22 protein-coding genes and 1 pseudogene are annotated in these 26,373 nt (G+C 68.0%); 13 read left to right on the top strand and 10 right to left on the bottom strand.

What is annotated here, in order from left to right; genetic code table 11:
• Window positions 1-13: 13 nt before the first annotated feature.
• Window positions 14-1,009, bottom strand: coding sequence for a GlxA family transcriptional regulator (locus G4H71_RS00325; protein WP_072739962.1), 996 nt, complete (start codon window positions 1,007-1,009; stop codon window positions 14-16).
• A gap of 206 nt (window positions 1,010-1,215) precedes the next feature.
• Between G4H71_RS00325 and G4H71_RS00320 the strand changes: the two are divergent.
• Window positions 1,216-2,100, top strand: a pseudogene (locus G4H71_RS00320) (DMT family transporter); the annotation flags it as partial.
• Between the two features lie 18 nt (window positions 2,101-2,118).
• On the opposite strand, the gene G4H71_RS22455 reads toward G4H71_RS00320, so the two are convergent.
• Window positions 2,119-2,640: a 2'-5' RNA ligase family protein gene (locus tag G4H71_RS22455; RefSeq protein WP_072739981.1), complete on the bottom strand. Its 522-nt coding sequence runs from the start codon at window positions 2,638-2,640 to the stop codon at window positions 2,119-2,121.
• A 94-nt stretch (window positions 2,641-2,734) separates the two neighbouring features.
• On the opposite strand from G4H71_RS22455, the gene G4H71_RS00315 reads away from it, so the two are divergent.
• The 4 genes from G4H71_RS00315 (at window position 2,735) to G4H71_RS00300 (ending at window position 6,498) form a co-directional block, all read left to right on the top strand.
• Complete coding sequence (locus G4H71_RS00315) at window positions 2,735-3,781, top strand: isocitrate/isopropylmalate dehydrogenase family protein (RefSeq protein ID WP_072739980.1); 1,047 nt, start codon at window positions 2,735-2,737, stop codon at window positions 3,779-3,781.
• 146 nt (window positions 3,782-3,927) lie between these two features.
• Window positions 3,928-4,749: an ABC transporter substrate-binding protein gene (locus G4H71_RS00310; RefSeq protein WP_083342896.1), complete on the top strand. Its 822-nt coding sequence runs from the start codon at window positions 3,928-3,930 to the stop codon at window positions 4,747-4,749.
• Window positions 4,750-4,762: 13 nt separating this feature from the next.
• The gene (locus G4H71_RS00305) at window positions 4,763-5,740 is read left to right on the top strand and encodes an amino acid ABC transporter permease (protein WP_072739960.1); all 978 of its coding nucleotides are present in this window, start codon (window positions 4,763-4,765) and stop codon (window positions 5,738-5,740) included.
• Window positions 5,737-6,498: an amino acid ABC transporter ATP-binding protein gene (locus G4H71_RS00300; protein ID WP_072739959.1), complete on the top strand. Its 762-nt coding sequence runs from the start codon at window positions 5,737-5,739 to the stop codon at window positions 6,496-6,498. Before G4H71_RS00305 ends, G4H71_RS00300 begins: the two co-directional genes overlap by 4 nt.
• Before the next feature lie 33 nt (window positions 6,499-6,531).
• On the opposite strand, the gene G4H71_RS00295 is transcribed toward G4H71_RS00300, so the two are convergent.
• Window positions 6,532-7,425, bottom strand: coding sequence for a class I SAM-dependent methyltransferase (locus G4H71_RS00295; protein ID WP_072739958.1), 894 nt, complete (start codon window positions 7,423-7,425; stop codon window positions 6,532-6,534).
• Between the two features lie 277 nt (window positions 7,426-7,702).
• On the opposite strand from G4H71_RS00295, the gene rpsA reads away from it, so the two are divergent.
• The gene (gene rpsA / locus G4H71_RS00290) at window positions 7,703-9,175 is read left to right on the top strand and encodes a 30S ribosomal protein S1 (RefSeq protein ID WP_072739957.1); all 1,473 of its coding nucleotides are present in this window, start codon (window positions 7,703-7,705) and stop codon (window positions 9,173-9,175) included.
• Between the two features lie 159 nt (window positions 9,176-9,334).
• Here rpsA and G4H71_RS00285 read toward each other — a convergent pair whose 3' ends face one another.
• Window positions 9,335-9,541: a hypothetical protein gene (locus G4H71_RS00285; RefSeq protein ID WP_072739956.1), complete on the bottom strand. Its 207-nt coding sequence runs from the start codon at window positions 9,539-9,541 to the stop codon at window positions 9,335-9,337.
• A gap of 160 nt (window positions 9,542-9,701) precedes the next feature.
• Between G4H71_RS00285 and coaE the strand changes: the two genes are divergently transcribed.
• Window positions 9,702-10,925 (top strand): dephospho-CoA kinase, encoded by a 1,224-nt coding sequence (coaE, locus tag G4H71_RS00280; protein WP_072739955.1) that lies wholly within the window; start codon window positions 9,702-9,704, stop codon window positions 10,923-10,925.
• Here coaE and G4H71_RS00275 read toward each other — a convergent pair.
• The gene (locus G4H71_RS00275; protein ID WP_072739954.1) at window positions 10,912-11,418 is read right to left on the bottom strand and encodes a ribonuclease FAU-1 family protein; all 507 of its coding nucleotides are present in this window, start codon (window positions 11,416-11,418) and stop codon (window positions 10,912-10,914) included. The genes coaE and G4H71_RS00275 overlap by 14 nt on opposite strands.
• Before the next feature lie 88 nt (window positions 11,419-11,506).
• On the opposite strand from G4H71_RS00275, the gene uvrB reads away from it, so the two are divergent.
• Together uvrB and G4H71_RS00265 are read left to right on the top strand one after the other, a co-directional pair.
• Complete coding sequence (gene uvrB / locus G4H71_RS00270) at window positions 11,507-13,669, top strand: excinuclease ABC subunit UvrB (protein ID WP_072739953.1); 2,163 nt, start codon at window positions 11,507-11,509, stop codon at window positions 13,667-13,669.
• A gap of 194 nt (window positions 13,670-13,863) precedes the next feature.
• Window positions 13,864-14,316 carry a universal stress protein gene (locus G4H71_RS00265; RefSeq protein WP_072739952.1) on the top strand — a complete coding sequence of 151 codons (453 nt, stop codon included), beginning with the start codon at window positions 13,864-13,866 and terminating at the stop codon, window positions 14,314-14,316.
• Between the two features lie 46 nt (window positions 14,317-14,362).
• Here G4H71_RS00265 and G4H71_RS00260 read toward each other — a convergent pair whose 3' ends face one another.
• From G4H71_RS00260 to G4H71_RS00250, 3 genes are all read right to left on the bottom strand, one after another.
• The gene (locus G4H71_RS00260) at window positions 14,363-16,585 is read right to left on the bottom strand and encodes a HelD family protein (protein WP_083342895.1); all 2,223 of its coding nucleotides are present in this window, start codon (window positions 16,583-16,585) and stop codon (window positions 14,363-14,365) included.
• A gap of 223 nt (window positions 16,586-16,808) precedes the next feature.
• A complete protein-coding gene (locus G4H71_RS00255; protein WP_072739950.1) occupies window positions 16,809-17,582 on the bottom strand; it encodes a DoxX family protein in 774 nt (257 codons plus the stop codon).
• 74 nt (window positions 17,583-17,656) lie between these two features.
• Window positions 17,657-18,340: an MBL fold metallo-hydrolase gene (locus G4H71_RS00250; protein ID WP_072739949.1), complete on the bottom strand. Its 684-nt coding sequence runs from the start codon at window positions 18,338-18,340 to the stop codon at window positions 17,657-17,659.
• A 199-nt stretch (window positions 18,341-18,539) separates the two neighbouring features.
• Between G4H71_RS00250 and uvrA the strand changes: the two genes are divergently transcribed.
• Window positions 18,540-21,557: an excinuclease ABC subunit UvrA gene (gene uvrA / locus G4H71_RS00245; protein WP_072739979.1), complete on the top strand. Its 3,018-nt coding sequence runs from the start codon at window positions 18,540-18,542 to the stop codon at window positions 21,555-21,557.
• Here the strand turns inward: uvrA and G4H71_RS00240 are convergent.
• The gene (locus tag G4H71_RS00240) at window positions 21,496-22,071 is read right to left on the bottom strand and encodes a DUF1707 SHOCT-like domain-containing protein (RefSeq protein ID WP_072739948.1); all 576 of its coding nucleotides are present in this window, start codon (window positions 22,069-22,071) and stop codon (window positions 21,496-21,498) included. The two genes, uvrA and G4H71_RS00240, sit on opposite strands and share 62 nt — an antisense overlap.
• Window positions 22,072-22,198: 127 nt before the next feature.
• On the opposite strand from G4H71_RS00240, the gene G4H71_RS00235 reads away from it, so the two are divergent.
• Together G4H71_RS00235 and htpG are read left to right on the top strand one after the other, a co-directional pair.
• Window positions 22,199-22,732 (top strand): PadR family transcriptional regulator, encoded by a 534-nt coding sequence (locus G4H71_RS00235; protein WP_072739947.1) that lies wholly within the window; start codon window positions 22,199-22,201, stop codon window positions 22,730-22,732.
• Window positions 22,733-22,793: 61 nt separating this feature from the next.
• Complete coding sequence (htpG, locus tag G4H71_RS00230) at window positions 22,794-24,737, top strand: molecular chaperone HtpG (RefSeq protein WP_072739946.1); 1,944 nt, start codon at window positions 22,794-22,796, stop codon at window positions 24,735-24,737.
• 3 nt (window positions 24,738-24,740) lie between these two features.
• Here htpG and G4H71_RS00225 read toward each other — a convergent pair whose 3' ends face one another.
• Complete coding sequence (locus G4H71_RS00225; RefSeq protein WP_072739945.1) at window positions 24,741-25,478, bottom strand: alpha/beta fold hydrolase; 738 nt, start codon at window positions 25,476-25,478, stop codon at window positions 24,741-24,743.
• 93 nt (window positions 25,479-25,571) lie between these two features.
• On the opposite strand from G4H71_RS00225, the gene G4H71_RS00220 reads away from it, so the two are divergent.
• Entirely contained in the window at window positions 25,572-26,276 is a 705-nt protein-coding gene (locus G4H71_RS00220) for a helix-turn-helix transcriptional regulator (protein ID WP_072739944.1), read from the top strand.
• The last annotated feature ends 97 nt before the right edge of the window (window positions 26,277-26,373 follow it).

The raw sequence follows: 26,373 nt of genomic DNA, 5'->3' as shown, positions 1-26,373 counted from the left end.
ACCCGGCGCGCCGTCAGGCCGTGGGCTCCATCTGCCGGAACGTGCGCCGATAGGCCTGGGGGGTGGTGCGCCGCAGCCGGACGAAGTGTGCGCGCATCACTGCGGCGCTGCCGAAACCCACTCGGTCGGCGACGAGTTCCACAGGCAGGTCGGTGGTCTCGAGAAGGCCCTGCGCTGCGAGTACGCGCTGGTCGGCGATCCACCGCGCCGGTGTGGTGCCGGTCTCCGCCTGGAATCGGCGGGCGAAGGTCCGGCCGGACATGTTCGCCTTCTCGGCGAGCGCGGTGACGTCGAGGTCGCCGCCGAGATGCGCGGAGATCCAGTCCAGCAGCGGAGCGAGCGAGTCGTCGGTGCAGGCAGGCAGTGGCATCGCGACGTACTGGGCCTGGCCCCCGTCTCGATGTGGTGGTACGACCATGCGCCGGGCGATGCCGTTGGCGACCGCGCTGCCCTGCTCCTTGCGGACGATGTGCAGGCACAGGTCGATCCCGGCCGAGGTCCCCGCGCTGGTGAGCACGGGGTCGTCGTCGATGTAGAGCACGTCCGGATCGACCCGCGCGGTGGGATGGCGAGCCGCGAGTTCGTCCGCGTGCCGCCAGTGCGTGGTGCACCGACGTCCGTCGAGCAGTCCGGCGGCGCCCAGGACGAACGCTCCGGTGCACAGGCTCGCGACCCGGGCGCCGCGGGCGGTGGCGGCGCGCAGCTTCTCGAACAGGGGCTCGAGTCGGGGAGGTTCGGTGGAGCACACCGACGCGCCGGTGACGCCCACCGAGGTTCCGCCGGCCGGCACGACGATCAGGTCCGCGTCGTCGAGGGCATCGAGGTCGTAGGGCACGTCGATCGAGTAGCCGAACCGGGTCGTGACGGGATCGGGGGACCCGGCGACCAGGGTGAAGTCGTAGCGGGGGAGCCCGTCGTCGGTCCGGTCGAACCCGAACACCTCGCACACCACCCCGAGTTCGAACGCCTCGGTGAGGGGGAGCAGGGGGGCGACGACTTTCTGCAGCATGGGATCAGTATGACGCAGTCCGTGGCAGAAATCTTCTCTTGAATGTCTTTTCAGCCACTGTTCGCGGGGCTCGTTGCGCACGACGCTCGATACATGACAACTCTGCTCGTGTTCCTCCTCGTTCTCCTGATCCTGGACGTGCTGGTACTCACGGGCCGCACCCCGGACACCCACCGCGAGGTCACCCAGCACGGTGACTACCGGGTGTGACGGGTCCGTCGCGCGCCCGGGTATCGCTGCCGCTCCAGTACGCAGGCGCCGCCCTGGCGTGGGGGTCCAGCTTCCTGTTCGTCTCGATCGGGCTCGGGGGCATGTCGCCCACCCAGGTCGTGCTCGGCCGCTTGCTGCTCGGTGCCGCCACGCTTGCGCTGGTGCTGCTCGCTCGCCGCAACGCATTGCCCCGCGACCCGATGGTGTGGTGGCACATGACCGTTCTCGCGGTCACCCAGTGCCTGCTTCCCTGGCTACTCTTCAGCTGGGCGCAGCAGAGCATCAGCTCGGGTCTGGCGAGCATCTACAACGCGACCACGCCGTTGATGACGATGGCCGTCGCGCTGGCGTTCCTGCCCGGCGAACGTTCGACGCCGGGCAAGATCGCGGGCCTCCTCCTGGGCTTCGGTGGCGTGGTCGTGGTGCTGGCGCCGTGGTCGGTCGAGTGGGGCGGCAGCATCAGCGCGCAGGTCGCGTGCCTGGGTGCCACCGCGTCCTACGGTGTCGCGCTCGTCTATCTGCGTAGGTTCGTCCTCGTCCGCGGTGTCGGGGCCCCGACGGTGGCATTCCTGCAGACCGCGATCGCCGCCGGGATCCTGCTGTCCGCGGCGCCGGCCGTGGCCGCGACGCCGGTGCACCTCACGCCGGCGGTGGCGGCGGCGATACTCGCGCTCGGCGTGGTCGGATCCGGCCTCGCGTTCGTCTGGAACACCAACGTCGTGCGTGGCTGGGGTCCGACTGCCGCCTCCACTGTCACCTATCTGACCCCGATCGTGGGAGTCGCGCTCGGTGCAACGGTTCTCGGCGAGCGGATCTCGTGGAACCAGCCGGCGGGCGCGACGGTGGTGATCGCCGGGATCCTGCTCACCAGGCGGGCATCGCCGGACATCCGACGGGCGTCACGGGGGAAGAGTGAGGGCCCACTCCCGCTTGGCGTCACCGTCCCAGCGCCGCAACCCCATGGCGTGGCCACGAATCTCGGGGCGATCGATCAGTCGGAGGGCCTCGGGCAGGTCGGAGGCGGCCAGCCTGCGGCTGAGGGTCACGTGTGGAGTCCACTGCCCGGGAGCGATGTGAGCGGGAACGTCGAGGTGGGGCGAGGCGAGATCCCATACTTGCCGGTGCAGGGTGAGGAGACGGCGACTGGGAACCACCGCGCGGGCCAGCGTCACGTGCCGGCCGCCGAACAGCAGAAGTCCGCCCAGCGTCACGGGGAAGTCTGCCGCGCCGAGCGCGCGGACGAGTGATTCGTCCACCTCGGCGGGGATGTCCCGCGCGACGAACAGGGTGATGTGGGGCCGATTCGAGACCGCCGAGACCCGGGCGAGGCTGGGAAGCCCGGCGTCCCACAGCGTCCGCCACTCGGCCCGGACCGCGGCGTCCGTGTCCGCGTCGACGAGCAGTTCCACCGACTGGACCATGGTGGGTAATGATTGCGGCATGACAGCACAGTCCGCAACGGCAGGGCAGACGGGGACAGCAGGGCAGGCGGGCGACTCCGTGCGCATCGGCGTGATGACCGGAGACGGGATCGGGCACGAGATCGTGCCCGCGACTCGGCGGGTGGTGACATCGGCGGCGAAGGCGTCCGGGGTGGCGATCGAGTGGGTACCCCTGGAACTGGGACTCGACGCGATCGAGCGTCGGGGGACACCGATCCCGGAGGAGACCGTGGAGGCTCTCGCCGGGCTCGAGGGCTGGGTGCTGGGGCCGCACGACAGCGCGGCCTATCCCGATCCCTTCCGCGGCACGCTGACGCCCGGCGGGGTGGTGCGTAAGCGTTTCGACCTGTTCGCGAATATCCGTCCGGCGGCCGCGCTGCCGGGAGTGGCCGCGATGGTGCCCGGAATGGACCTGGTGATCGTGCGGGAGAACACCGAGGGGCTGTACGCGGATCGGAACATGGCCGTCGGCAGTGGAGAGTTCATGCCCACGCCCGACATCGCACTGGCCGTGGGTGTGTTCACCCGAGCGGCGTGCGAGCGGATCGCACACTCGGCGTTCGCGCTGGCCCGCCGTCGGCGCCGCAGGGTCACGATCGTCCACAAGGCCAACGTCCTCTCGTTGACGACGGGGTTGTTCCGCGACGTCTGCCGTGAGGTCGGCGGGCAGTACCCGGACGTCGAGGTGGACGACTTCCACGTCGACGCCATGGCCGCCCACCTGGTCCGGCGGGGAGCCGATTTCGATGTCGTCGTCACCGAGAACATGTTCGGTGACATCCTGTCGGACCTGTCTGCGGAACTGTCCGGTTCGCTCGGCACCGCGCCGTCGCTCAACACGTCCGAGCACCAGGCCATGGCGCAGGCGGCGCACGGGGCGGCCCCGGACATCGCGGGGCGCAATCGGGCGAACCCCACCGCACTGATGCTCTCGGCGGCGATGCTGCTCGACTGGCTCTCCGACCGCCACGACGACCGCCGGCTGTCGACTGCGGCTCGCCGGGTAAGGCAGGCGGTGGTCGCCACGGTGGAATCGGGAGTCGCCACCGCGGACCTGGGTGGTCTCGCCTCGACATCCGAGTTCACCGAGGTGGTCGAGGCCCGCACCGTGCGATGGTGACTTCCTCTTCCGATGCGGAGATCGGCGGGGTCTGGCGTTAGAGTGCTCGAACTGTGCCCCTCGCCGTCCCGACCCGATTCCGCGTCCGCCGCCGCCTGACGGCGGTCGTCGGCGCCGCCCTGCTCTCCGTCGCGGCGACTGCGTGCATGACCAACACCGAGGCACTCGTCCCGCCCGGCGAGCCCGTCCGTGCGGAGGTCGTGCCGGAGATCGCGGCGCAGCTGCCCGAGCGGATCGCGGCCTCCGGCCGGCTCCAGGTCGGGGTCAACACCCCGTATGCGCCGAACGAGTTCAAGGACGACGACGGCACCATCGTGGGGTTCACGGTGGAGTTGCTGCACGCGCTGGGCGACGTGCTGGGGCTCGACATCGTCGTCAACGAGGCGGACTTCGATCGCATCATCCCGGCCGTGCAGGCCGGCACCTACGACATGGGGTCGTCCTCGTTCACCGACACGAAGGAACGCGAGGAGACGGTGGACTTCGTGACCTACTACAGCGCCGGGATCCAGTGGGCGCAGCGGGTGGGTGAGCCGGTCGATCCCGAGAACGCGTGCGGACTCCGCGTCGCGGTGCAGACCACCACGATCGAGGACATCGAGGAGATCCCGGCCAAGAGCGAGGCCTGTGAGGCGGCGGGGCTCCCACCGATCGAGAAGATCAAGTACGACAGTCAGGACGAGGCCACCAACGCACTGATCCTGGGCCGGGTCGATGCGCTGTCGTCGGATTCTCCGGTGACCGCCTACGCGATCGCCCGCAGCGAGGAGCGCATCGAGAGCGCCGGACCGGTCTTCGACGCGGCGCCGTACGGCTGGGTGGTCGCGAAGGGGTCGCCGCTGGGACCGGTGATCCAGCAGGCGGCCCAGCATCTCATCGACTCCGGCGCGTACGGCGAGATCGCCGAGCGGTGGGAACTCGAGGACGGCATGATCGCCACATCGTTGATCAATGCCGCGGTGAGCTGACGAGAGGGCAGTGATGACCGACAGAACGGATTCGGCCGGCGACCGGACCGGTGCCCCGCCCGACGTGATCCGCGCCGTGCCGCTGCGTCGGCCGGGTCGATGGATCGCCGCGGTGGTGATTGTCGTCCTCGGTGGCCTGTTCGTGTACGGCGCCGCGACGAACGAGGCGTACCGCTGGGACGTGTACGCGCAGTACCTCTTCGATCGCCGGATCACCGCGGCGGCGTGGAAGACGGTGCAGCTCACCGTCCTCGCCATGACCATCGCGATCGTGCTCGGTGTGGTCCTCGCGGTGATGCGGTTGTCCCCGAATCCGGTGCTGCGCGCGACGGCGTGGGTCTACCTCTGGGTGTTCCGCGGCACGCCCGTCTACGTGCAACTGGTGTTCTGGGGGCTGTTCCCTTCCATCTACAAGCAACTCGACCTGGGTATTCCGTTCGTGCACCAGTTCGTGCACATCGACCTGCAGGGAATCAGTGCGGCGTTCCTGTTCGCGGTGATCGGCCTGGGTCTCAACGAGGCCGCGTACATGGCCGAGATCGTGCGTGCGGGCGTGAGTTCGGTCCCCGAGGGCCAGACCGAGGCGTCGAAGGCGCTGGGCATGTCGTGGGCGCAGACGATGCGGCGCACCGTGTTGCCACAGGCGATGCGGGTGATCATTCCGCCCACCGGCAACGAGCTGATCAGCATGCTCAAGACGACGTCGCTCGTGGCGGCCATTCCGTACAGCCTGGAACTGTACGGGCGGGCACGGGACATCTCCGGCGCCAACTTCCAGCCGATCCCGCTGCTTCTCGTCGCGGCGACCTGGTACCTCGCGATCACCAGCATCCTGATGGTCGGCCAGTTCTACCTGGAGCGCTACTACTCCAAGGGCGTGAGCCGTCAGCTCACCGCCCGTCAGTTGCAGGCACTCGCCGACGCGCAGGCGGCGGCTGCGTCGGCAGGGTCCGCGGGCGGATCCGGGACGTCCGGAGGTGAGCGTCGATGACGCCGATGGTGCAGGCGGATCGCGTCTGTAAGAGCTACGGCGCCCTGCAGGTGCTGCGCGGGGTGAGCCTCGAGGTGGGTAGGGGAGAGGTCACCTGCCTGATCGGTCCCTCGGGGTCCGGCAAGTCGACGTTCCTGCGCTGCATCAATCACCTCGAGCGGGTCGACGCCGGGCGCCTGTACGTCGACGGCACCCTCGTCGGATACGAGGAGCGCGGCGACAAGCTGCACGAGCTGCACCCGCGGGTGGCGGCTCGGCAGCGTCGCGACATCGGAATGGTGTTCCAGCACTTCAACCTGTTCCCGCACCGGACCGCGCTCGAGAACGTGGCGGAAGCGCCGATCCAGGTGAAGAAGGTGCGCAAGGCGGACGCGGTCGAGCGAGCCCGTGCCCTGTTGGACCAGGTCGGACTCGGTGACAAGGCCGACGCGTACCCGGCGCAGTTGTCGGGCGGGCAGCAGCAGCGCGTCGCGATCGCGCGGGCACTCGCGATGGACCCCAAGCTCATGCTCTTCGACGAGCCCACGTCGGCGCTGGACCCGGAACTGGTGGGTGAGGTCCTCGCGGTCATGAAGAAACTCGCCGCCGACGGAATGACGATGGTGGTCGTCACCCACGAGATGGGCTTCGCCCGCGAAGTGGCCGACCGGCTGGTGTTCATGGACGGCGGGGTCGTCGTCGAGTCGGGCGATCCGCGCGAGGTCATGAGCACGCCGACGCACGAGCGGACCCGGGCGTTCCTGTCGAACCTGCTGTGACCGCCCGGGCCGATCGGAACTGCCGAGGGGCACTCAGCCGGGCTTACGGCAGCTGAAGATCGCGGTTCCCGGGAAGAGTGCGCCGCGCAGGGGACTCCACTGCCCCCACTCCCGGTCCGACCATTCCGGCCACTCGGGTTCGACGAGGTCGTGGAGTTCGAGGCCCGCGGCGACGATCTCGCGCACCCGGTCGCCGAGGGTTCGGTGGTGCTCGACGTAGGTGGGCACGCCGTCGGCGTCCGTCTCGACGTAGGGCGTGCGATCGAAGTAGGAGAGTGTCGCGGTGAGGCCGTCCGGGCCCGGGTCGTCGGGGAAGATCCACCGGATCGGGTGGTTCACGGCGAAGACCCACCGCCCGCCGGGGCGCAGTACTCGGGCGACCTCTCTCATCACCAGGGCAGAATCCGCAACGAACGGAACCGCACCAAAAGCCGAACAGGCGAGGTCGAAGCTGGCATCCGCGAAGGGGAGTGACTCGGCGTTCGCCTGCACCAGCGGCACCGCCGCCGTGTCGCCCCGCATGGCGGCGACGCCCCGCTCGAGCATGGCCAGGGACAGATCGAGTCCGACAGGCCGGGCTCCCTGCGTCGCCAGCCAGCGCGAACACGGGGCCGATCCGCAGCCGACCTCGAGGACGTCCTTGCCCGCCACGTCCCCGAGCAGGTGATGGTCGCCCTCGTGCAGCCCCTCCGGGCACCACACGAACTCGCCGGCGGTCGAATCCACTCCCAGGAACTCCCCGTGCGTGCGGTGGTAGTCGTCGGCGTCGGCATCCCACCACGAACGACTCGCCCGTTCGCTCGCCGCGGAGTCCAGTCGGGCCCGTCCGGCGTGGGCGGTGCCGAGGAGGCTCTCCGCGCCCGCATGACGGTCGGCGGCGAGTTTCTCGTCGGAATTGTCGGAATCAGGTGGCGGTGGAGTGGTCACGGATGACAGAGTAGAGGCGCGGATCGGGGTGGGTTTGCCCAGCTGAACTCCGGACGCGTACGCTGTTGGACGCGAGTGTGTCCGGATGATCCCTCGGGGTGACACCGGAGCGCTCGGGTAACCGGATCCGGTCCAGGTTCTCCCTGGGTTCCGCTGGGGTTTCTCCGAGTATGCGAGTTTCTCCGAGTGTGGTGCCCTCGGGTTTCCGTCGGGTCGGGTTGCCGCGCCCGACAGAACATCATCAACCGACCACAACCCGTCCGGAGCAACTCTACTAATGCCCTCCACCACCGTGACCTCGCCGCAGGTAGCCGTCAACGACATCGGCTCCGCCGAGGACTTCCTCGCCGCCATCGACGCCACGATCAAGTACTTCAACGACGGTGACATCGTCGAAGGAACCATCGTCAAGGTCGATCGCGACGAGGTTCTGCTCGACATCGGTTACAAGACCGAAGGTGTCATCCCTTCCCGTGAGCTCTCCATCAAGCACGACGTCGACCCCAACGAGGTCGTCTCCGTGGGCGATGAGGTCGAGGCTCTGGTCCTCACCAAGGAGGACAAGGAAGGCCGCCTGATCCTGTCGAAGAAGCGTGCTCAGTACGAGCGCGCCTGGGGCACCATCGAGGAGCTCAAGGAGAAGGACGAGGCCGTCAAGGGCACCGTCATCGAGGTCGTCAAGGGTGGTCTCATCCTCGACATCGGCCTGCGTGGCTTCCTTCCCGCGTCGCTCGTCGAGATGCGCCGCGTCCGCGATCTGCAGCCGTACGTCGGCAAGGAGATCGAGGCCAAGATCATCGAGCTCGACAAGAACCGCAACAACGTGGTTCTGTCGCGCCGTGCATGGCTCGAGCAGACCCAGTCCGAGGTTCGCAGCGAGTTCCTGCACCAGCTCCAGAAGGGTCAGGTCCGCAAGGGCATCGTGTCCTCGATCGTCAACTTCGGTGCGTTCGTCGATCTCGGCGGCGTCGACGGTCTGGTGCACGTCTCCGAGCTCTCCTGGAAGCACATCGACCACCCGTCCGAGGTCGTCGAGGTCGGCAACGAGGTCACCGTCGAGGTTCTGGACGTCGACCTGGACCGCGAGCGTGTCTCCCTCTCGCTCAAGGCGACGCAGGAAGATCCGTGGCGTCAGTTCGCCCGCACCCACGCAATCGGCCAGATCGTGCCCGGCAAGGTCACCAAGCTGGTTCCGTTCGGTGCCTTCGTGCGCGTCGAAGAGGGAATCGAAGGCCTCGTGCACATCTCCGAGCTGGCCGAGCGCCATGTCGAGGTGCCGGACCAGGTCGTGGCCGTCGGCGACGACGCGATGGTCAAGGTCATCGACATCGACCTCGAGCGTCGTCGTATCTCGCTGTCGCTGAAGCAGGCCAACGAGGACTACAGCGCCGAGTTCGATCCGTCCAAGTACGGCATGGCCGACAGCTACGACGAGCAGGGCAACTACATCTTCCCCGAGGGCTTCGATCCCGAGACCAACGAATGGCTCGAGGGCTTCGACAAGCAGCGTGAGGAGTGGGAGAAGCGCTACGCCGAGGCGGAGCGTCGCCACAAGATGCACACCGCTCAGATGGAGAAGATGGCTGCCGACGAGGCCGCCGAGGCTGCGACTGCCGCCGCCGGCTACTCCTCCGAGTCCGGTGCCGCCGAGCCCGGTGTCGCTGCCAGCGCACCGGAGACCACCGGTGGATCGCTCGCCAGCGATGCCCAGCTGGCTGCGCTTCGCGAGAAGCTTTCCGGCAACGCATGATTCGGGCGGGCCGGTCAGTGATTCGCTGACCGGCCCCATCCCGACCCGAACAACGAGAAACCCCGCTCTCCACCGGAGAGCGGGGTTTCTCGTTGTGTGTCGTGGCTCGTCGTGTCGTGGGAACGCGTTGCGCCGAGCGCTGTCGTCGACCGTGCGCGATCAGCCGGCCGGGGCGGGCACCCAGGAGGACGGTGCGGCGGTGCGACGACGCATCGCCGCAAAGCTGTGCCGCCCGTTGCTGATCAGGGTCGACAGCCAGGTGCGGCGATGCTCGGCGAGCGCCGACGCGACCTGGGGGTGTTCGAGGCAGTGCACACCACCGGGCATGCCGAGGCGGTGCCGGCCGACGATACGGGGAGCGGACATCGGAGCGCTCCTTCCCGGGAGCAGGTAGGTCGGGCTCGAAACTGGTAGTCGAAAGATAGCCGACGAGTCGCCCGTTTCGGGGTATTTGATGCTGGTGAGTCGGTGCCGGTCCGCGCGCGTCGCCCGACGGCGAGCCCGGCGAGGATGACAGACTGGTGCGGTGTTGAGAGTGGGCCTCACCGGAGGCATCGGAGCCGGCAAGTCGACCGTGTCGAGTGAACTCGCCGAACTCGGCGCGGTGATCGTCGACGCGGACCTGATCGCGCGGGAAGTGGTGGAACCGGGAACCGAGGGTCTTGCCGCTCTGGTCGACAGATTCGGCGGGTCGATCCTCACCGCGGACGGGCGCCTGGATCGCCCGGCCCTGGCGGCCGTGGCGTTCGCCGACGACGAGTCCAGGACGGCGCTCAACGCCGTCCTGCATCCACTGATCGGCCGTCGCACCGCCGAACGCATCGAACAGGCGCCGCCGGATGCCGTCGTGGTACAGGACATTCCGCTTCTCGTCGAGGGCGGTATGGGTCCGGCCTTCCCGCTCGTGGCGATCGTGTTCGTCGAGGAGCCCGAACGGCTCCGGCGGCTCACCGAGATCCGCGGCATGGACGAGAAGGACGCGCGAGCCCGGATCGCGGCGCAGGCATCGGACGAGCAGCGCGTTGCCGTGGCGGACGTGCGGCTGGACAACAACGGCGAGCCGGAGGATCTGGTCCGGCAGGTGCGACAGCTGTGGCACGAGCGGCTGGTGCCGTTCGAGGCGAACCTACGTTCTCGGACTCCGGTATCCGTGCTGCCGCGACTGGCCGAGCCCGACCCGGAGTGGCCCGCCGAGGCCGGTCGACTGGCGGCCCGGCTCCGGCTGCTGTGCGGTGCCGACGCGATTCGTGTCGATCACATCGGCTCGACCGCGGTTCCCGGGCTGGCCTCGGTCGACGTCGTCGACGTGCAGGTGACGGTCGCCGATCTGGCTTCCGCGGACCGCCTCGTCGATCACCTGGCCGATGGTGGGTATCCGCGGGTGGCCCAGGTGTACTCGGAACGGCCGAAGCCGGCGTATGTCGGCGGCGAAGTCGATCCCGCGGTGTGGGAGATGCGCCTGCACGGCGCCGCGGATCCCGGACGACCCGCCCACGTACACCTGCGCGTCGACGGGTCACCGGGCCAGCAGTTCGCCCTGCTTTTCCGGGATTGGCTGCGAGCGGATCCGGACGTGCGCGCCGAGTATCTGCGGATCAAGGAGGCGTCCGCGGAGCGGGCGGCGGATGCACCGACGGCGGCGGAGACGCGTGCGCGGTACGCCGACGGGAAGGCGCCGTGGTTCGACCGGGCGTATCACCGCGCCTGGGCATGGGCGGAGGAGACCGGCTGGACCGTCAGCGCCAGCTGATCGGCATACCCCGGCTCGCGAGCCACGCCGCGAGGTCGTGCCCGTGGGCGGCGATTCCGTCGATCGCCGTGGTGGCGGTGAGGATCGCCTGCTCGGTGGCGGCGGCATCCAGCAGGCCCGCGGTGTGTGCCTCCACGAGTTCGTCGACGTCGAGCAGTTCGGTGTCCCGGCCGGTACGTACGACCAGGTCGAGGTAGTGGTCCTCGGACTTCCACACGGTGTCACCGCGGGTGAAGGAACCGATGTCGACGTAGTGGTCCTGATCCCGCGCGTGGTACGGGTGGAAGTGGAAGACGGTCGCGCGGATGCCGAGGTCCGGCAGGATCCAGGATTCGAGGTAGTGGAACTGGCGGTGATCGGCCGAGCGCGCCATGTACAGGCCCCACGGCTCGACCCGGTAGTGATCCACCGGGCGGACGAATCCCTTGGGGTCGGTGTTGGTCCGTTCCACGAGATCGAAGTACTCGATCTTCGGTGGGTGCACTGCGGCCATGACAGGAACCTACCCGGCCGGCCGGCCGGCCGGTGGCGTGGCGGCGTGATCCGGGGCCGGTGTCGGAGGCTACGACTACCCTGGTGACATGGCCTTTGCATCCGAGCATCCGGTGGTTGCGCACTCCGAATTCCGGCCCATCGGGGAGATCGAACGGTCGGAGGCGCGGTTCCAGGTCGTGAGCGACTATCGGCCGGCAGGCGATCAGCCGGCCGCCATCGACGAACTCGAGCGTCGTATCGACGCGGGGGAGAAGGACATCGTGCTGCTCGGTGCCACCGGCACCGGCAAGTCCGCGACCACGGCGTGGCTGATCGAGCGGGTCCAGCGCCCCACTCTCGTGATGGCACCCAACAAGACTCTCGCGGCACAGCTGGCGAACGAGCTCCGGGAGATGTTGCCGAACAACGCGGTCGAGTACTTCGTCTCGTACTACGACTACTACCAACCCGAGGCGTACATCGCGCAGACGGACACGTACATCGAGAAGGACTCCTCGATCAACGACGACGTCGAGCGGCTCCGGCACTCCGCGACGTCGAGCCTGCTGTCCCGGCGTGACGTCGTCGTGGTGGCCTCGGTGTCCTGTATCTACGGCCTCGGTACCCCGCAGTCCTACCTCGACCGGTCCATTCATCTCGAGACGGGCGTGGAAGTGCCGCGGGACGCGCTGCTGCGCCTGCTGGTGGACGTGCAGTACAACCGCAACGACACCGCATTCACTCGCGGGTCGTTCCGGGTGCGCGGCGACACCGTGGAGATCATTCCCTCCTACGAGGAACTCGCGGTGCGGATCGAGTTCTTCGGCGACGAGATCGAGGCGCTGTACTACCTGCATCCCCTCACCGGGGACGTGGTGCGGCAGGTCGAATCACTGCGAATCTTCCCGGCGACCCATTACGTCGCCGGCCCGGAGCGCATGGAACGGGCGGTCGCGGACATCGAGGTCGAACTCGAGGAGCGGCTGGCCGACCTCGAGAACCGGGGCAAGCTGCTCGAGGCGCAACGTCTGCGCATGCGTACCCAGTACGACCTCGAGATGATTCGCCAGGTCGGCTTCTGCTCCGGCATCGAGAACTACTCCCGCCACATCGACGGCCGCGCCGCCGGCTCGGCCCCGGCGACGCTCATCGACTACTTCCCGGAGGATTTCCTCCTGGTCATCGACGAGTCCCACGTCACGGTGCCGCAGATCGGCGCGATGTACGAGGGCGACATGTCCCGCAAGCGCAACCTCGTGGAGTTCGGGTTCCGGCTCCCGTCCGCCGTGGACAATCGGCCGCTCACCTGGGAGGAGTTCGCCGATCGGATCGGCCAGGCCGTGTACCTGTCGGCCACGCCGGGCAAGTACGAGCTCGGGCAGAGTGGCGGCGAGTTCGTCGAGCAGGTCATCCGCCCGACGGGGCTGGTCGATCCTCGGGTCGTGGTCAAGCCCACCAAGGGTCAGATCGACGACCTGGTCCACGAGATCCGTCGGCGTGCCGAGCAGGACGAGCGCGTCCTGGTCACCACGCTGACCAAGAAGATGTCCGAGGACCTCACCGACTACCTGCTCGAACTGGGAATCAAGGTGCGGTACCTGCATTCCGACATCGACACGCTGCGCCGCGTCGAGTTGCTTCGCCAGTTGCGTCTCGGCGAATTCGACGTGCTGGTCGGAATCAACCTGCTGCGTGAGGGACTGGACCTGCCGGAGGTGTCCCTGGTGGCGATTCTGGACGCGGACAAGGAAGGCTTCCTGCGCAGCTCCACCAGCCTGATCCAGACCATCGGTCGCGCCGCCCGCAACGTCTCGGGTGAGGTCCACATGTATGCGGACAAGATCACCGACTCGATGCAGCACGCGATCGAGGAGACCGAACGGCGCCGCGAGAAGCAGATCGCCTACAACGAGGAGCGGGGCATCGATCCGCAACCGTTGCGGAAGAAGATCGCCGACATCCTCGACCAGGTGTACGTCGAGGCGGACGACACCGCGGAGACGGTCGATGTGGGTGGCTCCGGGCGCAACGCGTCGCGTGGGCGTCGGGCCCAGGGCGAGCCCGGGCGTTCCGTCAGTGCCGGTGTCGTGGAGGGGCGTGACACGAAGTCGATGCCGCGCGCCGAACTGGCGGACCTCATCACCGATCTCACCGCGCAGATGATGAACGCCGCCCGTGACCTGCAGTTCGAACTGGCCGGGCGGCTGCGGGACGAGATCTCGGATCTCAAGAAGGAACTGCGGGGAATGGACGCCGCGGGGTTGAAGTAGCCCGACCGTACCGAGTGGTAGGGTCCACATCACATTTTGGACCCATTGTGACCTGTCGTGCATGTGACGGTCGGCGTGTGGGGTGCGTGTCAGTTCGACCGTTGATGACTCGGTAACCGCTAGGGTCAGCGCAACGGTCGAGGTGCTGCGTGCCGACCTCGACCACCGACCGTCGTGGATACCTGGAGGATTGAATGAGCGCGTACCGGACCGTAGTCGTGGGGACCGATGGCTCCGAGTCGTCGTATCGGGCCGTGGAGAAGGCCGCTGCGCTGGCCGGGGATGCAGGGGCGAAGCTCTTTGTCGCCTGTGCCTACTACCCGGCCGATCCGAAGGACATCGGTAAGGACGCCGACGTCCTCGGTGACGAGGCATACCAGATCACCGGTGCCGCACCGACGTACGAGATCCTCCGCACGGCCCGTGAACGTGCCGTGGCCAAGGGGGCCAAGGACATCGTCGAGCGCGCCGTCGTCGGGGCCCCGGTCGAGTCGTTGCTGGCGCTGGTGGACGAGGTCGAGGCGGATCTGTTGGTCATCGGGAACCGCGGGCTGAACACGCTCACCGGCCGCCTGCTCGGATCGGTGCCGTCGGATGCCGCCCGCAAGTCCACCTCCGACGTCCTCATCGTTCACACCGTGCGCTGATCGCCGTGCCGTGGTTCGGCCCTCGCCGAACCACGGCACGGTGTCGTCAGGAGGCGGTGGGGGAGGCGCCGGGAACGGCGCCGAGTGCTTCCGGTAGCGGCCTCGTGTGCACCATCCCGAGCCGCTGGGTGGCGCGGGTCAGCGCCACGTACAGATCGTTGAGGCCGCGGGGGGACTCCTCGACGATGTCTCGGGGCTCGACGATGACGACGGAGTCGAACTCCAGCCCCTTCGCCTCGCGGACGGTCGAGACCTGCACCGTTTCCGAGGCGAGGTCGGCGAACTCCGCCACCAGGGGGCCGGGGATGAGGACTGCGACCGTTCCCGGCCCGGTTTCGCCGTCCAGTACGGCGCGCACGGCCGAAACCCTCTCCCCGGCAGGGACCTCGGACGCCCACGGTGCGAACCCGGACTCGCGAATCGATCGCGGCACCGACTGCTCGGGGTCGATCTCGTCGAGCACCCGGTGGGCCAGTTCCATGATCTCGCTCGGTGTCCGGTAGTTCACCGTCAGCTCGGTCAACTTCCAGCGTTGTGCCACATAGGGTCCGAGCACCGTCTGCCATGCCGAGGTGCCGGCGAGGTCACCGGTCTGCGCGGTGTCTCCGACCAGTGTCATCCACCTGTTCGGAATGCGCCGCATGAGCATGCGCCACGCCATCTCGGACAGTTCCTGCGCCTCGTCGACGATCACGTGTCCGTAGGTCCAGGTGCGGTCCGCGGCCGCGCGTTCGGCGGTCGAACGGCGTTGATGCGCGTCCTGGCGCCTCGCGAGCTGGCTCGCGTCGACCAGGTCGTAGGCCATGAGGATCTCCGGATCGAGTTCGTCCTCGAGATCCTGGGGCGCGGAGCCGGTGAGGATGTCGAGGGCGCCCTGGGCATCCGCGATCTGCTGGCGCCAGCGGCGTTGTGCCCGTTCCTGTTCCGCGGTGTCGTCGATGCCGAGCAGTTCTGCCAGCTCGTCGAGGAGGGGAGCATCGGCGGCGCTGAATCCGGGTCCGGTGCGGGCGAGTAGTGCTCGGGTGTCCGGGTCGAGGAGATTCCCGGCGGCCGCCTCGAGCCGGGCGGGTTGCGCCCAGAGGTCGAGCAGGACTTCCTGCGGGCTCAGCTCGGGCCACAGCGCTCCGACCGCCGCCATGATGGCCGGGTCCTGGCGCATCTCGTCACGAATGTCCGCGATGTCGTCCCGGCTGAGCAGGCTTCCGCCGTCGACGACGTTGGCCCCCATCGTGTCCGCCAGCTGCTGCGCGAGCGCCTCGATCACCGAGGAGACGAAGATCGGCCGAGCCAGGTTGTGCGGTCGGCGCGACGATCGGGCTCGGCCACGTGCTCGCGTGACGACCTTGCGGTCCAGTGTGAGTTCGTAGTTGTCGAACTCGAGACGTACCGGACGGCCGGGGAGTTCCTGACGGTCGCGGACGGCCTGCGTGAGGACCTCGATCATGGCGAGGGATCCCTTCACCCTCCCGGCTTCGAGAGAGTCCTCGCGAGTGGCACGCACGCCCGGGTAGAGGTCGCCGATCGTGGACAGGAGCACGCCCGTCTCACCGAGGGAGGGCAGAACCTGGCCGATGTAGTCGAGGAAGGTGGCGTTGGGTCCGATGATGAGCACGCCGCTCTTCTCGAGCTGCTTGCGATAGGTGTAGAGCAGGTAGGCGGCGCGGTGCAGCGCTACCGCGGTCTTCCCGGTGCCCGGCCCGCCCTGGACGACCAGGACGCTCTTGTGATCGGAGCGGATGACGGCGTCCTGCTCGGCCTGGATGGTCTCGACGATGTCGTTCATGTGACCGGTGCGTGCCGCGTTGAGGGCCGCGAGCAGCGCGCTCTCCCCGGCGACGCCGTCCGATCCGGTGACGACACCGGCGGCTCGCGCCGCATCGAGGTCGAGGAACTCGTCGTTGACAGCGGTGACCGTCCGCGACCGGCTCCGGATGTGCCGGCGCCGGTTCACCCCCTCCGGGGCGGCCGGTGTGGCGAGATAGAACGGCCGGGCCAGCGGTGCGCGCCAGTCGAGCAGGAGGGTCTCGTAGTCGTTCTCCTCGTCGAGGATGCCGACGCGGCCGATGTGGCGGCTCTCGTCGTCGAGATCGATCCGGCCGAAGCACAGGCCGTTCTCGGCGGCGTCGTACTTGGCCAGATCGTCCGTGTACATCTGGTTGAAGGATTCCCGCTCGCTGCGCGCCTGCGGAGTGCCCCCGGACTCGAGGAGCACTCTGCGCAACCGTTCGTCGGCATAGCGGCGGAGGTTGTCGAGACGCGTGTAGAGCATGGTCACGTACTGCTGCTCGCGCTCGCGTTCGGCGTCGAGGTCGACCGCGAGTTCGAGGGGGGACGCGTTCTCGTCGGGCAAAGAGAACTCCTAGTTCGGGAAGGCTGCGAGGGTGTCGGCAGCGTTTGCGGAGCGCCCGCAAAAGTGCCGTAGCAGTCTAGTCCCGAGAGAGGAGACCGCGCAGAAGCGCAGGTCAGCAGCGTCGTGATCGCCCTGCGCGCTGTCAGCGTGCCTCGGCGGCCTTCTCCTGTGCTTTCTTCACGGCGGTCTCGACCCGGTCGCCGAGAGCCTCGCCGCGTTCGGCGGCCGCCTCGGCCCAGGCGGCGCTACGCGTGCGCGCCGTCTCGGCGAGTTCGGGCGCGCGCGAACGGACCGTCCCGGCGAGTTCGGGAGCACGCGAACGCACCGTTTCCGCCAGGTCGCCGCCCCGGTCGCGAGCGCTCTCGAGCAGGGAGGCTCCCTTCTCCGTCGCGGTCGACAGGGCGGGGGTCACCGGGGACTCGTCGCCGGACCCGAACGGCAGGATCTCCTCCACTCGCTGCTGCGCCGCCCGCGCTGCGCGGCGGCCGCGCCATCCGAGTGAGGGCTTGCCCTCGGTGTCGACGGCGGTGATGAGCAGTCCGCCGAGGAGCCCGGCGTTCTTCAGGAATTGCAGCCGGTGCAGTGCCTGCTGCTGCGGGTCGTCCTTGTTCCAGAAGTCGTGGCCGGCGAGCGTGGTGGGGACGAGGGTGGCAGCCAATGCGAGCGCTGACAGCCGGGGGAACTTACCGAGGGCGAGGAGGCTACCGGCTCCGATCTGTACCCCGGCGTTGATCTTGACGAGCGTTTCCGGCTCGGTGGGTACCTTCTCGGTCACCGAATCGGGAAGGGCGCCCGCGGACTTGTCGATCCACGGCCCGGCCACCTCCGCCTTCTGAGCGGGACTCTTCAGCGAGTCGATCCCTCCGGCGATGAACACCGAGGCGAGCAGGGGACGTGCAATGCGACGGACGAGCATGAAGACCTCCCGGCAGTTGGATACGTCCTCCCCACACTAACCACGGCCGCTGCGGGGCGGGGCGATCCGGAAGTTCACCACCCGCGGGCGCGCCACTCGCCGAGGTGTGGACGCTCGGCGCCGAGCGTGGTGTCGTCCCCGTGACCCGGGTACACGACCGTGTCGTCGGGGAAGCGGGCGAACAGTTTCGTCTCGACGTCGCCCAGCAGGGAGGCGAAGGCCTCGGCGTCCGCCGTCTTGCCGACGCCCCCGGGGAACAGGGAATCGCCGGTGAACACGTGTGTGCGGTCGTCGGCGGTGAGCGCCAGCGCGATGCCGCCCGGGGTGTGGCCCGCGAGATGGATCACGTCGAGTTGGAGATCACCGACCGTGAGGGTGTCGTCGTCGGCGAGGAGCACGTCGGGGTGAACAGGCAGCGCGGGCGCATCCAGCGGATGAGCTGCGGTCTTCACCCCGGTGGCCTTGGTGACCGCTTCCAGCGCGAGCCAGTGGTCGGCGTGTTGGTGGGTCGTCACGATCAGTTCGAGTCCCGGGGCGTACCGATCGACCAGGTCGATCACTCGGGTCGCATCGTTGGCGGCGTCGACGAGCAGTGCCTTGCCGGTGCCGGAACAGATCACCAGGTACACGTTGTTGTCCATGGGGCCGACCGACATCTTGGTGATCGCCGCGCCGGGGACGGTGCGGCGCTGCGCCGGTTCGCCCGACGTGACGTGGCCGGTGTAGGAGTCGTCGATCACGATGGGCTGCTCGCTCATGGACGGAAGGCTACCGTCGAAGAGGGCTGGTCGGCGCGGGGCGCGGCTCGTCCGGCGGACGTGTCGGTGGGCGGTCCTACGATGGGCGAGCGAGTTCTCGGTGCCGGATTCACCCGGCGTCGTTCTCGGTGTCGGAATTCGCGATGTCGCCGTGCGTGTGGACGTGCCGGGCGGTGTCGACAATGAGAAGGGATGTTCAGTGGCGGATCGCCTCATCGTGCGTGGTGCTCGCGAGCACAATCTGCGAGGTATCGACCTCGATCTGCCCCGGGACAGCCTCATCGTCTTCACCGGGCTCTCCGGTTCGGGCAAGTCGAGCTTGGCGTTCGACACGATCTTCGCGGAAGGGCAGCGCCGGTACGTCGAGTCGCTGTCGGCCTACGCACGCCAGTTCCTGGGTCAGATGGACAAGCCCGATGTCGACTTCATCGAGGGCCTGTCGCCCGCGGTGTCCATCGACCAGAAGTCGACCAACCGCAACCCGCGCTCCACCGTCGGGACCATCACGGAGGTGTACGACTACCTTCGCCTGTTGTTCGCGAGGGCCGGGACCCCGCACTGCCCGGTGTGTGGTGCGCAGATCGCACGGCAGACGCCGCAGCAGATCGTGGACCAGGTGCTCGACATGGAAGAGGGCACGCGCTTCCAGGTCCTCGCTCCGGTGGTGCGTACCCGCAAGGGCGAGTTCGTCGACCTGTTCGAGCAACTCAACACGCAGGGCTATTCGCGGGTGCGCGTGGACGGCGTGGTGTATCCCCTCACCGAGCCCCCCAAGCTCAAGAAGCAGGAGAAGCACGACATCGAGGTGGTCGTGGACCGCCTCACGGTGAAACCGAGCTCGAAGCAGCGGCTCACCGACTCGATCGAGACGGCGCTCGGTCTCGCCGAGGGGATCGTCGTGCTCGACTTCGTCGATCGGGACGAGAACGCGGCGGACCGCGAGCGCCGGTTCTCGGAGAAGCTCGCCTGCCCCAACGGTCATGCGCTCTCGATCGACGATCTCGAGCCCCGGTCGTTCTCCTTCAACTCCCCGTACGGCGCGTGCCCGGAGTGCACGGGCCTGGGCATCCGCAAGGAGGTGGACCCGGACCTCGTCGTCCCGGATCCGGAGTTGACCCTCGCCGAGGGGGCCATCGCGCCGTGGTCGATGGGACAGAGCTCGGAGTACTTCGGACGACTGCTGTCCGGTCTCGGAGACATCCTGGGATTCGATCTCGACACGCCGTGGAACAAGCTGCCCGCGAAGGCGCGCAAGGCAGTGCTCGAGGGCAGCACCGAGCAGGTGCACGTGCGGTACAAGAACCGGTACGGCCGTACCCGTTCGTACTACGCGGAGTTCGAAGGCGTCATGCCGTTCCTGCACCGGCGCCTGGAACAGACCGAGTCCGACCAGATGAAGGAACGCTACGACGGGTACATGCGGGACACCCCGTGCCCGGCGTGCGGGGGAGCGCGGCTGCGCCCCGAGATCCTTGCGGTGATGATCGCGAGCGACGAGTTCGGGACCAAGTCCATCGCGGACGTCGCCGAGCTGTCGATCGCGGATTGCGCGGAGTTCCTCAACAGTCTCACCCTGGGTTCGCGCGAGGAGGCGATCGCCGGGCAGGTGCTCAAGGAGGTCCAGGCCCGACTCGGCTTCCTCCTCGACGTCGGGCTCGAGTACCTGTCGCTGGCCCGGGCAGCCGGAACACTGTCGGGCGGTGAGGCCCAACGCATCCGCCTGGCGACCCAGATCGGTTCCGGTCTCGTCGGCGTGCTGTACGTCCTGGACGAGCCGTCCATCGGCCTGCACCAGCGCGACAACCGCAGGCTCATCGAGACGCTCACGCGGCTGAGGGATCTCGGAAACACCCTCATCGTGGTGGAACACGACGAGGACACCATCCGGGCCTCGGACTGGGTGGTCGACATCGGCCCCCTCGCCGGCGAGCACGGCGGCAAGGTCGTGCACAGCGGTTCGTACGCGGAGCTGCTCGAAGACCCGGAGTCGATCACCGGCGCGTATCTGTCGGGTCGCCGGGTGATCGACGTGCCTGCCCTCCGCCGTCCGGTCGACCGCAAGCGGCAGGTCACGGTCGTCGGGGCACGGGAACACAACCTCGCCGGGATCGACGTGAGCTTCCCGCTCGGCGTGCTCACCGCGGTCACGGGGGTGTCCGGTTCCGGCAAGTCGACCCTGGTCAACGACATCCTGGCCACGGTGATGGCCAACAAACTCAACGGTGCACGTCAGGTGCCGGGCAGGCACACGCGCATCAACGGGCTCGATCAGCTGGACAAGCTCGTCCAGGTGGACCAGTCGCCGATCGGGCGGACGCCGCGGTCCAATCCGGCGACCTACACGGGTGTGTTCGACAAGATCCGCACGCTGTTCGCCGCGACCACGGAGGCCAAGGTACGGGGATATCAGCCCGGGCGGTTCTCCTTCAACGTCAAGGGCGGCCGCTGCGAGGCGTGCTCGGGCGACGGCACGCTCAAGATCGAGATGAACTTCCTGCCCGACGTCTACGTGCCGTGCGAGGTGTGCCACGGGGCCCGGTACAACCGGGAAACCCTCGAGGTGCACTACAAGGGCAAGACCATCGCCGAGGTACTGGACATGCCGATCGAGGAGGCCGCGGAGTTCTTCGAGGCGATCACCTCGATCCACCGCTATCTCGCGACGCTGGTCGAGGTGGGGCTCGGGTACGTGCGGCTCGGTCAGCCCGCGCCCACGCTGTCGGGCGGTGAGGCGCAGCGGGTCAAGCTGGCGGCGGAGTTGCAGAAGCGGTCCACCGGCCGCACCGTGTACATCCTCGACGAACCCACCACCGGCCTGCATTTCGAGGACATCCGCAAGCTGCTCGGCGTCGTCAACGGCCTGGTGGACAAGGGCAACACCGTCATCGTGATCGAGCACAATCTCGACGTCATCAAGACATCGGACTGGATCGTCGACATGGGCCCGGAGGGCGGCTCCGGTGGCGGCACGGTGGTCGCGCAGGGCACGCCGGAGGACGTCGCTCAGGTGGCGGAGAGCTACACCGGCCGGTTCCTGGCCGATGTGCTCGCTGCGGGAGCCGCAGCCACGTCGGGCACGGCCGCGAACAAGCGAGCCTCCTCGACACCGACGAATGGCACGGCGGGCACGAAGAAGACCGCCGCCGCGAAGTCGGCTAGCGGTGGTACCGCTGGCGCGGCGCGTAAGCGTGCGCCGCGAAAGGCGGCCGCTCGCTGATCCGACGTGCCTGACGGCGAAGCTCTTTCACCCGCTGGTGGTGAGCTGTCCGGTCCGCCCCGTCGCAGCTGCCCTCCCAGCCGGTGAGGGTCCGGAGTGCCAGGACCGCTCCCCACGGGCCGATCACCCAGATCGGCCACGGGTACACCCCTCCGTCGGCCACCAGAGACACGATTCCCCAGATCACGACGTTGATGCTGCCGACCGCGAGCCACGCGCTCCACTCGATTCGCTGATGGACCGGAAGGCGCAGCAGCCGCCGCCTCCGGTGCGGCGAGGCAGGTGTCGGTGCGCTCGCCGCCGGAGGGCCGGGCAGCTCCGGAAGGTCGCGGAGTGTCTCGCGCGCCTGTGCGCGCGTGACGGAGCGGTAGACGTCGGCCGCTCGGGTGTCGAATTCGGCGATCGTGAGCCGGCCGTCGGCGACGTGCCTGCCGAGCTGTTCGACGATCTGCTCGCGTTCGGCATCCGACGCACGAAGGTCGTCCGGTGCGGGACGTTCGTTCGGGCTGCTCATGGCCGACACCTCCGTCGAGAGAACTGGACAGACGTTCCATTGTGGAATGTGACTTGTCTCCATCGTCGATATGACACAGTGGAATGTCAAGGGGGTATCCAGTGCCCAGGGGTGAACGGAGGTCGTGATGGTCAGGGAGCTCAATGCCACGGCGGCGTCGCTTCTCGGATTCCTGCACGAGGGCCCGCGGACGGGCTGGGATCTGGTGGGTATGACGCAGCGCAGGATCGGCAAGTTCTGGTCGATCACCACCAGTCAGGTCTATCGCGAGCTTGCGGCGATGGACCGATCCGGCCTGGTGGAGGCGGGGGAGTCGGGGCCTCGTGACCGCAAGCCGTACACGATCACCGGCGCAGGCCGTGCCGCGTTCGCCGAGTGGATCGACCGCGATCCGGGGCCGGAGAACATTCGTCATCCCCTGCTGTTGACGGTTGCCTTCGGCGCACATCTTCCCCCCGAGCGCCTGCGGGAGATGCTCACCGCCCACCGGGAGGTTCACGAACGCCAACTGGCCGAGTACGAGTCCGTGCTGGCGGGAGGCGAGCCCGACGAGTTCGGGATCGCGACACTCGAGTACGGGATCCGCTACGAGCGGGCAGCGCTGGACTGGTTCGACGCCGTCGCGGATCGACTCCCCACCGACACCACGGTCGAGCGGTGAGTCGTAGGATCACGTCGAATTGTTCGACGTCAGTTCTGCTTCCGAAGGGGACCCACACGCCATGACCGCGAAGATCGAGCAGCTCGAGTTCCAGGCGGAGACGAGACAGCTTCTGGATCTGATGATCCACTCCGTCTACTCGAACAAGGACACGTTCCTGCGCGAGCTCGTCTCCAACTCGTCCGATGCACTCGACAAACTCCGGCTCGAGTCGTATCGGGACAAGGATCTCGACGTCGACACGTCGGATCTCCACATCGAGATCGAAGCCGACAAGGAGGCGCGCACACTCACCGTGCGCGACAACGGTATCGGCATGAGCCGTGACGAGGTGGTCGAACTCATCGGCACACTCGCCAGGTCGGGCACCGGCGAGCTTCGTCGCACGTTGGCAGAGGCGAAGGACGCCGTCGATTCGGGAGTGAAGGACGCTGCCGCCTCGGGAGAGTTGATCGGCCAGTTCGGTATCGGCTTCTATGCCACGTTCATGGTCGCCGACAAGGTCACCCTCACGACTCGTCGTGCCGGGGAGACGTCGGCGACCCGCTGGGAGTCCGGCGGCGACGGTACCTACACGATCGAGACGCTCGACGAGGCTCCGCAGGGCACGTCGGTGACCCTGCACCTCAAGCCCGAGGACTCCGACGATCACCTCTTCGACTACACGTCGGAGTGGAAGATCAAGGAGATCGTCACGAAGTACTCGGACTTCATCTCGTGGCCGATCCGCATGGAGACCGAGCGGCCCGGCAGCGGTGAGGATGCCGAGATCGTCCGGGAGACGACGACGCTCAACTCGATGAAGGCCTTGTGGACCCGGTCTCGGGACGAGGTGTCCGACGAGGAGTACCGAGAGTTCTACCGTCACGTCGCGCACGCGTGGGACGACCCGCTCGAGATCATCCCGATGAAGGCCGAGGGCACGTTCGAGTACCAGGCGCTGCTCTTCCTGCCCTCGCACGCGCCCCACGACCTGTTCATGCGGGACGGGAAGACTGGGATCTCGCTCTACGTGCGGCGCGTGTTCATCATGGACGACTGCGACGACCTCGTCCCGCCGTACCTGCGATTCGTCAAGGGTGTCGTCGACGCACAGGACCTCTCGCTCAACGTTTCCCGCGAGATCCTGCAGCAGGACCGCCAGATCCGCGCGATCCGTCGGCGGCTCACGAAGAAGGTGCTCTCGACGATCAAGGATCTGATGTCGTCGAGTCCGGACAAGTATCGGACCCTCTGGACGCAGTTCGGCCGGGCGATCAAGGAGGGCCTCCTCTCCGATACCGACAATCGCGAGACGATCCTGGGCATCTCGTCGTTCGAGTCCACCCATTCCGACGAGGGTGTGACGACCCTTGCCGAGTACGTGGAGCGGATGAAGGACGGACAGGAGCAGATCTTCTACATGACCGGCGAATCGCGTCGGCAGATCGAGAGCTCACCGCACATGGAGGCATTCCGCGCGCGAGGTCTCGAGGTGTTGTTGCTCTCGGACCCGGTGGACGAGATGTGGGTGGGGGCGGCACCGGAGTTCGACGGCAAGCGTTTCCAGTCGATCGCGAAGGGCGAGGTCGACCTCGAGTCCGAGGAGGAGAAGAAGGCCGCCGAGTCCGAGCGCGAGGAGCGCGAGAAGGACTTCGAGCCGCTGCTCGCCTGGATGCAGGAGACGCTCGACGAGTACGTGCAGAAGGTGCGCCTGTCGTCGAGGCTGACGGAGTCCCCGGCCTGCATCGTCGGCGACGACTTCAGCATGTCGCCGGCTCTCGAGCGGATGTACCGTGCGTCGGGCCAGCCGGTGCCGGTCACCAAGCGGATCCTCGAACTCAATCCCGACCATCCGCTGGTGACCGGCCTGCGCGCGGCGAGGGAGGAGCGTCCCGACGAGTCCGCCCAGGCCGAGACCGCGCAGTTGCTCTACGGCATGGCGCTCCTCGCCGAGGGCGGCGAGCTGACCGATCCGGCGGCATTCACCAAAATGCTCGCCGATCGGTTGGCCCGTACCGTCTGACCGTCAGGATCGGACCGCGTCCAGCAGTGCTGCGGCGAGGTCGTCCGGGCGCGACCACATCGGCCAGTGTCCGGTGGGCAGATCGACATAGTCGACGTGGCGGATCCGCGCGAGCTCGGCCGCCATCGGGTGACCGGCCTGCGCCATCCGGGTGATGACCTCGGCCGGAAAACTGCTGCAGACCACTGTCGTGGGCAGCTCGAGTCGTCGATCGTCGGTGAGATCGAGCGGCGTCCGTGCGGGGCCGGCTGGTTCGGGTACCGCGCGTGCCGCGAACTCCTCCAGATCTGCGGTGTCGAGCCCGTCGAGGCTGTTGCCGTCCGCCTCGAGTTCGGCCCATGTCGGAAGCGGGATCTCGACCGTGGAGTCGGGCAGGTCCGGTCGGAGCGCGGCGCCGTGAGGCATCGGGCCCGAGTCGACGTAGACGACCCGGGCCAGGTCTTCCGGCACACGGTCACTGACCGCGTATCCGACCGGGCCGGCGCCGCTGTGGACGACCAGGATCACGTCCTCGTCCTCCGCGGTCGTCCGCACTGCCGCCAGTATCGCGTCGACGCGGTCGTCCAGCGTGATCGCGTCCCGTGCGGTGTCCGGGGAGTCCGAGCCGGGCAGGGTGAGAGCTGTGACGCGCGCTCCGGAGTCGCGCAGTGCCGGGGCCACGCGGTCCCACGCCCAGGCTCCCAACCAGAAGCCGGGAACCAGGATGTAGTGGGAGCGGTGATCGTGCGGTGTCGGTGTCATGGAACGAGCATCCGGCGGGATCGGTGACAGCAGCGTGTCACCGTATTCGTCTCGGTTCCATAACGAGTCGCCCCTCTCTGTCAGACTTTCGTCATGGATCGAGCATCCCGGCTTCACGCGCTCACCGAGGAACTGCGACGGGCCGGCGATCGGGGCCGCACGGCGGGGCAGCTCGCGACGCGGCTCGAGGTGACCACACGAACGGTGAAGCGGGACATCGCCACACTCCAGGCCGCGGGGGTGCCCGTCTGGGCCCGTTCCGGACCGGGTGGCGGCTACGGCATCAGCGGTCGTCCGACTCTGCCTCCGGTCAATTTCACTCCCGCGCAGGCAGTGGCGGTCGCGTCGGCCCTGCAGGCGGCGGGGGACACCGCACCCTTCGCCGCCGACGGTCGGGCGGCGCTGGCCAAATTACTGGACGTCATGGATCCGGGCTCACGCGCCGAGGTGGAGGCACTCGGCGCCCGGGTCTGGATCCGCGGGGACCGTCCCGTCGAGGCGGGCGCGACGGTCCGCCGAGTTGTGGAGGAGGGGCTGCGCCGCAACCTGGCGATCTCGCTGCACTATCGCGACGGCGAGGGCAACGACAGTGAACGGGTGGTGGAACCGCATCTGCTCGTGCACACCTCGGGTTCCTGGTTCCTCGTCGCGTGGTGTCGCACCCGCGGCGCGGTGAGGTGGTTCCGGCTCGATCGGATCGCCACGGCGACGACGACCCGGGACCGGTTCGAGCCTCGTGCGGAGGACACGTTCGGCGTCCCGCCTCCCGACGCCCGCAGGATCGGTGTCGGGCCGTAGCGCGCCGATTCTGTGACGAATCCCGCAGTGTCGGCGATAGAAAAGATGATGATGCGGACACTCCGTGTCCGGTGAGATGCGGGCACTCCGTGTCCGT

It is taken from the genome of Rhodococcus triatomae (assembly GCF_014217785.1).
In the GTDB taxonomy this organism is placed as follows: Bacteria; Actinomycetota; Actinomycetes; order Mycobacteriales; family Mycobacteriaceae; genus Rhodococcus_F; species Rhodococcus_F triatomae.
Note: the sequence above shows the minus strand (reverse complement) of the source record. Positions and strands in the feature narration are given on the sequence as shown.

Bases quoted from the DNA above. Each gene is read 5' to 3' on its own strand.
- G4H71_RS00325 (WP_072739962.1), bottom strand. From the start codon at position 1,009: ATGCTGCAGAAAGTCGTCGCCCCCCTGCTCCCCCTCACCGAGGCGTTC.
- G4H71_RS22455 (WP_072739981.1), bottom strand. From the start codon at position 2,640: ATGGTCCAGTCGGTGGAACTGCTCGTCGACGCGGACACGGACGCCGCG.
- G4H71_RS00315 (WP_072739980.1), top strand. From the start codon at position 2,735: ATGACCGGAGACGGGATCGGGCACGAGATCGTGCCCGCGACTCGGCGG.
- G4H71_RS00310 (WP_083342896.1), top strand. From the start codon at position 3,928: ATGACCAACACCGAGGCACTCGTCCCGCCCGGCGAGCCCGTCCGTGCG.
- G4H71_RS00305 (WP_072739960.1), top strand. From the start codon at position 4,763: ATGACCGACAGAACGGATTCGGCCGGCGACCGGACCGGTGCCCCGCCC.
- G4H71_RS00300 (WP_072739959.1), top strand. From the start codon at position 5,737: ATGACGCCGATGGTGCAGGCGGATCGCGTCTGTAAGAGCTACGGCGCC.
- rpsA (WP_072739957.1), top strand. From the start codon at position 7,703: ATGCCCTCCACCACCGTGACCTCGCCGCAGGTAGCCGTCAACGACATC.
- G4H71_RS00285 (WP_072739956.1), bottom strand. From the start codon at position 9,541: ATGTCCGCTCCCCGTATCGTCGGCCGGCACCGCCTCGGCATGCCCGGT.
- G4H71_RS00275 (WP_072739954.1), bottom strand. From the start codon at position 11,418: ATGGCCGCAGTGCACCCACCGAAGATCGAGTACTTCGATCTCGTGGAA.
- uvrB (WP_072739953.1), top strand. From the start codon at position 11,507: ATGGCCTTTGCATCCGAGCATCCGGTGGTTGCGCACTCCGAATTCCGG.
- G4H71_RS00265 (WP_072739952.1), top strand. From the start codon at position 13,864: ATGAGCGCGTACCGGACCGTAGTCGTGGGGACCGATGGCTCCGAGTCG.
- G4H71_RS00260 (WP_083342895.1), bottom strand. From the start codon at position 16,585: ATGCTCTACACGCGTCTCGACAACCTCCGCCGCTATGCCGACGAACGG.
- G4H71_RS00255 (WP_072739950.1), bottom strand. From the start codon at position 17,582: ATGCTCGTCCGTCGCATTGCACGTCCCCTGCTCGCCTCGGTGTTCATC.
- G4H71_RS00250 (WP_072739949.1), bottom strand. From the start codon at position 18,340: ATGAGCGAGCAGCCCATCGTGATCGACGACTCCTACACCGGCCACGTC.
- G4H71_RS00240 (WP_072739948.1), bottom strand. From the start codon at position 22,071: ATGAGCAGCCCGAACGAACGTCCCGCACCGGACGACCTTCGTGCGTCG.
- G4H71_RS00235 (WP_072739947.1), top strand. From the start codon at position 22,199: ATGGTCAGGGAGCTCAATGCCACGGCGGCGTCGCTTCTCGGATTCCTG.
- htpG (WP_072739946.1), top strand. From the start codon at position 22,794: ATGACCGCGAAGATCGAGCAGCTCGAGTTCCAGGCGGAGACGAGACAG.
- G4H71_RS00225 (WP_072739945.1), bottom strand. From the start codon at position 25,478: ATGACACCGACACCGCACGATCACCGCTCCCACTACATCCTGGTTCCC.
- G4H71_RS00220 (WP_072739944.1), top strand. From the start codon at position 25,572: ATGGATCGAGCATCCCGGCTTCACGCGCTCACCGAGGAACTGCGACGG.